Genomic DNA, 515 nt, shown 5'->3' with positions numbered 1-515 from the left:
ACAGATTGTTTGTTTAGAAGAAAGAGTCACTTTATTGGGTCTGTAGCTCAGGTGGTTAGAGCGCACCCCTGATAAGGGTGAGGTCGGTGGTTCAAGTCCACTCAGACCCACCAATTCTACTTAACTTTGCGAGTTTAGGCTTGTGTTAATGATGTGAAAGGCATAAATTAGCATAACGCAGGTACGTTAAGCGAGTTGGGGAAATATAGATGAAGTGAATTATTGGGGCTATAGCTCAGCTGGGAGAGCGCCTGCCTTGCACGCAGGAGGCCAGCGGTTCGATCCCGCTTAGCTCCACCATTAAAGAAATCTCTTTCGTTAGATAATAAAAAATTATGTTTGTATTTACTTATGTTTATTATTAAGTGAATAGAAAGATAAAGCTCTTTAACAATTAGGAACAAGCTGAAAGAAACGAGTTCTCGTTCTTGTGTGAAGCTTTTATTGAGTTGTTTAATTAAAGGTTAGCGATAACGTTTAGTTAGGTTGAATTAATAAAGGTTGAGACATAAAGA

At 39.0% G+C, this 515-nt stretch carries 2 tRNA genes; both read left to right on the top strand.

From position 1 onward, the window contains the following. Positions 1 to 36 precede the first annotated feature (36 nt). Positions 37 to 113, top strand: a tRNA-Ile gene (locus BQ5209_RS10540). 111 nt (positions 114 to 224) lie between these two features. After that, positions 225 to 300, top strand: a tRNA-Ala gene (locus BQ5209_RS10535). The last annotated feature ends 215 nt before the right edge of the window (positions 301 to 515 follow it).

This window comes from Gilliamella mensalis, from assembly GCF_900103085.1.
Classification (GTDB): Bacteria; Pseudomonadota; Gammaproteobacteria; order Enterobacterales; family Orbaceae; genus Gilliamella; species Gilliamella mensalis.
Note: the sequence above shows the minus strand (reverse complement) of the source record. Positions and strands in the feature narration are given on the sequence as shown.